At 63.5% G+C, this 958-nt stretch carries 1 protein-coding gene; it reads left to right on the top strand.

All coding sequences use genetic code 11. The features are described from left to right. Positions 1-94: 94 nt before the first annotated feature. Positions 95-958, top strand: a protein-coding gene (locus tag ACFQ24_RS03850; protein WP_380909131.1) for an IS630 family transposase whose coding sequence is annotated in 2 segments (ribosomal slippage) — positions 95-443 and positions 443-958 — 865 coding nt annotated over the 2 segments. Because the reading frame shifts where the segments join, the coding sequence is not laid out codon by codon here. This gene is flagged as partial in the annotation.

Raw genomic sequence — 958 nt, 5'->3', positions numbered from 1 at the left:
TAGAGCGGTTTCCACACGAATTGAATCATTGGGGATTCCCTTGTCCGTGCTGATGTGATTCACGCTTCCTGCTGGTTGGAGGAGGCCAGTATGGATGGCGCGAACACTTTCACAGGACCTTCGGGACAGGGTCATCGCGGCGATTGATGGTGGGTTGAGTTGCCGCGCGGCGGCTGATCGCTTTGGTGTTAGCGCGTCGAGCGCGATCCGATGGCGGCAACTTGCCCTTCAGCATGGCCAGGCCGTCGCCAAGCCGCGCGGCGGAGACCGGCATTCCAGCAGGATCGAGGCGCATGGCGGCTTCATCCGCGAGTTGGTTGCCGAACAGGGCGACATGACCTTGGTGGAGATCCAGGCACGGCTCGTCGAGCGGGGCGTGTCAGTCGGGATCGGCACGCTGCATCGCTTCTTCATGCGCCACGCGATCACGCGGAAAAAAAGACCGGGCACGCGATCGAGCAAGACCGCCCCGACGTTTTGAGGCAACGTCGGCATTGGTTCGACGGCCAGCTCGATCTGGACCCGGAACGTCTGGTGTTCATCGACGAAACGTGGACCGCCACGAACATGACCCGCAGCCACGGCCGCTGCCCGAAAGGCGAGCGGCTGCGGATGGGCTTCCCGCACGGTCACCGCAAGACCACCACCTTGGTCGCCGGTCTGCGCATGACCGGCATGATCGCGCCTATGGTGCTCGATGGGCCGATCAACGGCGACTGGTTCGAAGCCTATGTCGAACAGGTCCTCGTCCCAGAACTGCGGCCCGGCGACGTCGTCATCATGGACAACCTGTCGAGCCACAAGCGTGCATCGGTGCAGGTGCTCATCGAGGCCGCAGGCGCAACCTTGCGCTTCCTCCCACCCTACAGCCCCGACTTCAACCCGATCGAGAAAGCCTTCGCCCGGCTCAAGGCCATGCTGCGAACGGCCGGCGAGCGAACCGTCTCTGGACTGTGGG

Source organism: Sphingobium olei (assembly GCF_042678845.1).
Lineage (GTDB): Bacteria > Pseudomonadota > Alphaproteobacteria > Sphingomonadales > Sphingomonadaceae > Sphingobium > Sphingobium olei.
Note: the sequence above shows the minus strand (reverse complement) of the source record. Positions and strands in the feature narration are given on the sequence as shown.